This is a genomic window from Acinetobacter sp. YH12151 (assembly GCF_013418355.1).
Lineage (GTDB): Bacteria > Pseudomonadota > Gammaproteobacteria > Pseudomonadales > Moraxellaceae > Acinetobacter > Acinetobacter pseudolwoffii.
In genome coordinates this window covers 1-6859 of the sequence record NZ_VPCG01000076.1, presented here as the reverse complement: position 1 = coordinate 6859, position 6859 = coordinate 1, and the positions used below count along the sequence as shown (strand labels likewise).

The following is a 6859-nucleotide window of genomic DNA, read 5'->3' as shown; positions in this document are numbered from 1 at the left end:
CAGTTCTAAATAACGTCTTTTAATATCACGTTTAAAAGAACTGGTTACGATAATCTTACGTTTAGCCATGTGCTTCTTCCGACATAGCTTTAATCGCTTCTTCTACCGTTTCGTACTCGGTGTACTCACCATTTTCGATCTCTTTTAAAGATTGAAGTAACTTGGCTGCTGCTTTAGGCGTTAAAGCAGTTTCTCTCGCATAGTCAAAAGATAAAGGAATTGCTTTAGTTTTAACGATTTGATTCAAGAACAGTTTGAATGCTTGGGGCATAGTCAAACCGTAGTCTTCCAAAATAGGTGTGACTTGTTCTTTTAACTCTGCTTCTAAGCGCATATTGAAATTGACTGCGGACATGATTTCCTCACTCAAAAACCATTAAAGTAAAGACAATATAAAGCAAATTCTTTATTTTTTCATTATTTTTGTTGTAATAAATGGTTTCTGATACCTGAATTTCGCATAAGAGAGTTTATGTAGACCATATTTCTTTTAAATCTGTGATTTAAATTATAGTATAGAAGGCTAATAATTTAGTCATTTATACTATAAATATGAAATATTTAATGAACATCCATGGGGAAATTCCACATGCAGGAATTCCCACTATTAATATTCCATTAATTGCTAGAAACTTGATTATCACTGGAAAAAATGGAAGTGGTAAAACGAGTTTTTTAAATCTATTATCAAATAAAATAAAAATACATCTTAAAAAAGAAGCTCAAATAAAAGATGAAGCAGAACATCAGTTAGAATTTTGGATAAATAAGCAAAAAAATGAGCCTGCTGGAAGCTATGCATTTACTAGTGCTCAAAGCCAAATTGATTACCAGACTGATAGACTAAAAAAAATTAATGAAGGATTAAATTTAGAGTTTTTAGAAGAATTTAAACTTATAAATCATTATGATAATTTAAAAGCCATCTTTGTTTTTTTCAAAGCTATGCGTATTGCTTCTATTCAAGAAACAAAACATACGTCTTCTATTGAAGAGGAAAAAAATAAAGCTATTTCAAGTTTAAGAAACAATCAAGATGTGAATTTTGGTAATAAGCTTGAACAACATTTAGTGAATATAAAAGTAAACCAATCTTTAGCGATTACTGAAGATAATAATCAAGTACAAGCTAATAAATTTCAAAAATGGTTTGATGATTTTGATCGTCATCTCAAATTTTTATTTGAAGATGAGAGTACCCACCTAGTTTTTTATCGCCAAAACTATAAATTTAAAATATCTCTTAAGAATCGGGAATTTGATTTCCAAACACTTTCATCTGGTTATCTAGCTATTTTTGAAATTTTAGCAGATCTTCTTGTACGTTCAGAATTTTTTGATATTACACCTGACCAATTAGAAGGTATTGTAATAATTGATGAAATTGATGCCCATCTACATATTTCACTACAAAAAAAGATACTTCCATTTTTTATAAAACTATTCCCTCATTTACAATTTATTGTAAGTACTCACTCACCTTTCGTAATTACTTCAACAAGTGATGAAACTGTTGTTTATGATATATCTAGTGGTGAATTCTTTGAGGATAATTTAAGCCAATATTCATATGAATCTGTTATTAAAGGTTTATTTCATGTAGATACTGTGAGTTCTGAAACAATAAACTCTATTGAATGTCTGAAAAATCTTTTAAATAAAGATCAAATGAATTTTGAGGCAATTAGGGCTATTGTAAAAGAATTAAAGCCTTTAGAAACAACTGATGTTTTAGATAAAAAAATTAAGAACCTTTATCTTCAAGCTATCAATATGCTTTCTGATCACAATGAGTTGGAGGATTTAGATGTTTAAAGTATCTAAATCTGATAGACCAGTTGATTGGAAAACTAAAGACTATAGAGATCCTATTGTTGTAGAGCAACTGCGAAAAGATTTTCATGAGAAATGCTATATTTGTGAACAGAAATATTTTTCTAATTTAAATGTAGAGCATTTTATTCCTCACGAAGGGAATGAAGCTTTAATTCTAGATTGGAATAATCTTTATTATGCATGCTCTCGTTGTAATTCGATCAAAAACAAATATTTTGACGATATGCTTGACTGTTGTAATGCTGATCATTTAGTTGAGGAATGGATTAAAATTTATTATCGAATGCCTGATGATGATATAGAAGTAGTTAATGATTGTCCTACTGATCACATTTTTTTTGCAAAGGCAGAAACATCTAAAGAATTAATATCAAAATGCTTTAATAGCGAAAATAGTGGCATACAAGCAGTAAGTAAAGAAAATTTACGAGAAAAGATTATTGATGTACATAGTGCATTTTTAGATTTAAGACGAAATTTCTTTAAAAATTTAGATGACTGGCTTGTTGAAGAAAAGATTCAGGAAGCAAAAAAAATTAGACATCGCTTAAAATCACATTATCCATTTTCTGCAATTTTGCGAGGATATATGGAAAAAGATTCTCGATGGCGAAAAGCGTTAGAAGAAATTGAAAAATTGGAATCTGAATTAGCTATGTAATTTAAAGGGTTACCAATAAATAGTTAAGCTTCCCTAAAATTAACATAATACACCTTATCCGAAATGCTTAGATATTTTCCTTATCTTTCAATGTTATAGTCAATACTTAATAGCCCGAAACGTCATGCTCGGGCTTTTTTTATGATTTTTCACGTTCCACGACTAATATTTCATCAATGTTTCACAACTTTGATTAGCTCCAGTAAATAATTAAAACCTAGATAATAAGAACCGAGCGAGTGTCTACGAGCGATTGAGCATCATCAAAATTTCGACCTCGCCTTTTCTCTGATTACAAGCTTCCTTTCGATTTTAAACGGTAGTTACAGAGCATCCCGAATGGGTGCGAACTTTGGAGCTTTTGCTTTTCAAAAAGTATGAGCGAAGCGAATACATTAACAATGCTTTTACTTTTGAATATCACGAACAGTATTAATTAAAAACTGCCCCTCGAAGCGAGGAACGAGCTTCAATAAAGTACGAGCTTTAGCGAGTACCTAGGGCAGTTTGTACTCCCCTCTCGAAATGCTTTTAATTATTTTTTAAAGCTTTTAAATGCTTTTAGGAAGGGTGAAAGCATTGGTATACGTGCATTTCAGAAGGCATAAACGGACAGTAGCTCTTATATAAACGGACAGTAGCTCTTATATAAACGGACAGTAGCTCTTATATAAACGGACAGTAGCTCTTAATTAAAGGACATTAAATAAGTTGACCTTAAAAGGATATTGGAATACATTGTCTTTTAATTCAATAATAATAAGGACTGTTTTATGAAGAACAGTTTAGTTGTGAAAGATAATGCTTTAATCAATGCCAGTTATAACTTGGAATTAACAGAACAGCGTCTGATTATGCTTGCCATCATTAATGCCAGAGAATCAGGGCAGGGCATCACAGCCGATAGCAAGTTAGAAATTCATGCTAGTGATTATGCAAAGTTGTTTAATGTATCCATTGATGCTTCGTATAAAGCCCTTAAAGAAGCAGTGAATAACTTATTTAACCGTCAGTTTAGCTATACAGCAGAATATAAAAGAACAGGGAAAACTGGTGTTGTACGTTCACGTTGGGTTAGCCGTATTTTTTATGTTGATGATTTAGCATTACTAGAAATAACTTTTGCTCCTGATGTTGTCCCACTGGTAACACGCTTAGAAGAACACTTCACAAGCTACCAAGCCAAACAAGTCGCACACTTAACAAGTAAGTACGCTACTAGGCTTTATGAACTTCTTATAGCTTGGCGTGAAGTCGGTAAAGTGCCACAAATAGAAATTAGTACTTTTAGAAATAGACTAGGACTTTTAGAAAATGAGTACACAGCAATGAGTGACTTTAAAAAGCGTGTACTAGAGCCTTCTATTAAGCAGATCAACGAACATACAGATATTACCGTGACGTATGAACAGCATAAAAAAGGACGTTTAATTTCAGGCTTTTCATTTAAGTTAAAACAGAAACAACAGCCAAAAATTGAAGTTAAGCGTGATCCCAATACACCTGACTTTTTTGTCAAAATGACTGATGCCCAACGTCATTTATTTGCCAATAAAATGTCTGAAATGCCTGATATGAGTAAATATTCGCAAGGAACAGAAAGCTACCAACAATTTGCTATTCGTATCGCTGATATGCTTTTAGAGCCTGAAAAATTTAGAGAGCTTTATCCTTGCTTAGAAAAAGCTGGATTTCAGCCAGCTTAAAACTAACTAGGTTCAATAGCGGTTAGTAAGGCTAGTATCGTAACCTGCTGGATAACCGTTAAGCCCTACATTCGTAACCTTGCGATCACTATCAAAATCTGGCTCCCAATCTTCATCTTCATCTTCATCTTCTGTGTGAAGTTCCTCGTATGATGGATTGTAGAAAATATCTGCTAGTTCAATATATTGGTCACTAGATTCATCGACTCCCATAATTAAGAGCCATGTGCCATTTACTTCTTTAATAGAGGTAAATCCATTCATGTTTTTAAGAAATCTTTTAGAAAAACTATCCGCCTCCTCAAATGACTTAAATTCCTTTTCAAAAGTATCGTATTTTTTTTCTTGAACTTCATTAATAGGAGGTAAGTTAAAAAGCTGTCTATCTCTATTTTCTATTAAATATTCGTTGAGTTCAGCGAGTATTTTTTCTTTGTTAGCTTCATTCTGCATTTTCTTAATTAAATAAGAACCGAGCAAAATTTTACGCCGAGTATCATCTTTTCGTTCCTGTTCTTTTTGCTTTGTCCTTTCTCTTGCTTCGATAGCCTGTTTTTGCGCTTTTAACTGTTTCAGCTTTTCTAACTGGGCTTCAATTTTCTTTTCGATATTTTCAGCAGATTTTTTCATAACGTTTAATTTCGGGATATAGAAAATCACTCAAGCATAAGACCCTGTGAATTGAAATTCAAGCGGGTAATATGCTATCGTGTTTTTCATGAAATGCGCACTTACGACTTGGATTTCATCCAAGTCAAAGTTTGCGTAAGGGGATTCCCCTTAACCCCAAAAAATTGCTACGCAATTTAAAAAGGCAAAAGAAAAAATGGCGATTTATCATTGCTCAACAAAAACAGTGAATCGAAGTTCGGGACGAACTGCTGTTGCATCGTCTGCCTACCGTTCAGGGGAAAAACTCAAAGATGAACGAACAGGACTAACCCATGACTTTACGAGAAAGGACGGTGTCACCCATAGCGAAATTGTGTCTAACCTCGATATAGAAATAGACCGTAACGAATTGTGGAACTTGGCAGAACAATCCGAAAACCGCAAAGATGCCCGAACCGCTAGAGAATGGGTGATTGCCCTGCCTGACGAACTGAATGGAGATCAGCGCAAGGACTTGGCAAAAGAGTTTGCTCAATCGCTTGTTGATCGTTATGGCGTGATCGCAGACTTAGCCATCCATGAACCGAGCAAAGGCGGAAATGATAAAAACCATCACGCCCATATCATGCTCACCACCCGAAAAGCGGAATTAGACGCAGACAATAAACTTGCCCTGACCACAAAAACGGATATTGAACTCAGCAACGCCAAACGCAAAAGCCTAAATATGGGAACAACCCAAGAAGATATTAAGCAAATTCGGGAAACATGGGCAGACTTAGCCAATCATGCACTGGAGCGAGCAGGCTACCGAGAAAAAATAGACCACCGCAGCTATGCCGATCAGAGCAATGGACTACAAGCCACCATTCATGAGGGAACTTCGGTCACTCAACTACGTAGACAAGGCATAGACACAGAAATCAGCCGTTATAACGACCATGTGAAGCAACACAACGCCCAACACCTCGAACAACAGCAACAGCGCACAGACAGCGTTTTACAGCACGGTTTAAACCGTGCCGAGCAAGGCTTCGAGCAATGGCAGAAAAATCAAGAAGCCAAACGCCTAGAACAAGAACGCCAAGCCGAATTGCAACGACAGCAAAAACTAGAGCAACAACAAGCCGAGCGAGCCAACCGTAAGGCATCACAAGACTTAGATCAGGGCGGAATGTACCGATGAGCAACCAAAAAGACCTAGATGACCAGCTCTATATTTTATTGGCATCCATGAAAGAATACCGAGAAGCCATAGCAGACGATAACAAGCGATTAGAAGCGTTTTACAAGGAAGTAGCTAGCGGAGTACTCAATAAGACCGAAAAACATCTAAAAAACGCCAATCAGAAGCAAATAGATGCACTCAATAACAGTATTCGGGAATTAAACAATGCAACCAATCAACTTGATTGGCGATTCATGGCAATCTACGCCAGTGCTTTTGTTAGCTTACTGATCGTTTTCTTTTTAGCATTATTTTTATATGTGCCGAGCATGGACGAAATTAAACAGCGTAGAGCAGACGTTGCATGGCTAGAACAAAAATACAGCCTAGACATTAAAAATTGCAATGGAAAATCTTGCGTCCGCATCATGAAAAATGACTGTCATGGAGCGAATAAAGATTATTGTGTGATTGACCCAAAATAGTGATTAGGCGGTACTTTGCTCGGCTTTTCCATCACCAAACCAATGACAGCAGTCGCAAAGTTGCCCGACTTTTAAACATGGCTAAAGCCATATTTCAAAGCATCGAGCTTTATTCATCCAAAAATTTCGGAATGGCTATCCAACTGATGCAGTTCTAAAATATCGTCACCAACAAGCCTATAGATCAAGACTAAATCAGGCTTCACATGACAATCACGACAATTCTTAAACTCTGCACCACCTTTCAAGGGATGATCTAAATACTTTTCAGGCAAAGGATTATTTGCGACTAAACAATCTAATACTTCTGCCCATTCAGCCGTAACCAGTTCTAAATAACGTCTTTTAATATCACGTTTAAAAGAACTGGTTACGATAATCTTACGTTTAG

The 6859-nt window shown here is 35.3% G+C and carries 7 protein-coding genes and 1 pseudogene; 5 read left to right on the top strand and 3 right to left on the bottom strand.

What is annotated here, in order from left to right; genetic code table 11:
- Positions 1-61: 61 nt before the first annotated feature.
- Positions 62-355, bottom strand: coding sequence for a type II toxin-antitoxin system RelB/DinJ family antitoxin (locus tag FTU82_RS15190; RefSeq protein WP_001277151.1), 294 nt, complete (start codon positions 353-355; stop codon positions 62-64).
- Between the two features lie 209 nt (positions 356-564).
- Here FTU82_RS15190 and FTU82_RS15185 point away from each other — a divergent pair, with 209 nt between their 5' ends.
- The 3 genes from FTU82_RS15185 (at position 565) to repM (ending at position 4203) form a co-directional block, all read left to right on the top strand.
- Positions 565-1815, top strand: coding sequence for an ATP-binding protein (locus FTU82_RS15185; protein ID WP_257222010.1), 1251 nt, complete (start codon positions 565-567; stop codon positions 1813-1815).
- A complete protein-coding gene (locus tag FTU82_RS15180) occupies positions 1808-2497 on the top strand; it encodes an HNH endonuclease (protein ID WP_180101584.1) in 690 nt (229 codons plus the stop codon). Before FTU82_RS15185 ends, FTU82_RS15180 begins: the two co-directional genes overlap by 8 nt.
- A gap of 773 nt (positions 2498-3270) precedes the next feature.
- Positions 3271-4203, top strand: a complete 933-nt coding sequence (gene repM / locus FTU82_RS15175; RefSeq protein ID WP_000798284.1) for a replication initiation protein RepM — start codon at positions 3271-3273, stop codon at positions 4201-4203.
- Between the two features lie 357 nt (positions 4204-4560).
- On the opposite strand, the pseudogene FTU82_RS16275 reads toward repM, so the two are convergent.
- Positions 4561-4833: pseudogene (locus FTU82_RS16275) on the bottom strand (mobilization protein); the annotation flags it as partial.
- Positions 4834-5029: 196 nt separating this feature from the next.
- On the opposite strand from FTU82_RS16275, the gene mobQ reads away from it, so the two are divergent.
- Entirely contained in the window at positions 5030-6001 is a 972-nt protein-coding gene (gene mobQ, locus FTU82_RS15165) for a MobQ family relaxase (RefSeq protein WP_180101580.1), read from the top strand.
- Complete coding sequence (locus tag FTU82_RS15160; protein ID WP_180101578.1) at positions 5998-6468, top strand: hypothetical protein; 471 nt, start codon at positions 5998-6000, stop codon at positions 6466-6468. The genes mobQ and FTU82_RS15160 overlap by 4 nt, the downstream gene beginning before the upstream one ends.
- Before the next feature lie 113 nt (positions 6469-6581).
- Here FTU82_RS15160 and FTU82_RS15155 read toward each other — a convergent pair.
- Positions 6582-6859, bottom strand: a 278-nt coding sequence (locus FTU82_RS15155; protein WP_218947763.1) for a type II toxin-antitoxin system YafQ family toxin, incomplete at its 5' end; no start/stop codon positions are given.

What these genes read in the sequence shown, in the direction of transcription:
- FTU82_RS15190 (WP_001277151.1), bottom strand. Translation starts at nt 355, where the DNA reads ATGTCCGCAGTCAATTTCAATATGCGCTTAGAAGCAGAGTTAAAAGAA.
- FTU82_RS15185 (WP_257222010.1), top strand. Translation starts at nt 565, where the DNA reads ATGAACATCCATGGGGAAATTCCACATGCAGGAATTCCCACTATTAAT.
- FTU82_RS15180 (WP_180101584.1), top strand. Translation starts at nt 1,808, where the DNA reads ATGTTTAAAGTATCTAAATCTGATAGACCAGTTGATTGGAAAACTAAA.
- repM (WP_000798284.1), top strand. Translation starts at nt 3,271, where the DNA reads ATGAAGAACAGTTTAGTTGTGAAAGATAATGCTTTAATCAATGCCAGT.
- mobQ (WP_180101580.1), top strand. Translation starts at nt 5,030, where the DNA reads ATGGCGATTTATCATTGCTCAACAAAAACAGTGAATCGAAGTTCGGGA.
- FTU82_RS15160 (WP_180101578.1), top strand. Translation starts at nt 5,998, where the DNA reads ATGAGCAACCAAAAAGACCTAGATGACCAGCTCTATATTTTATTGGCA.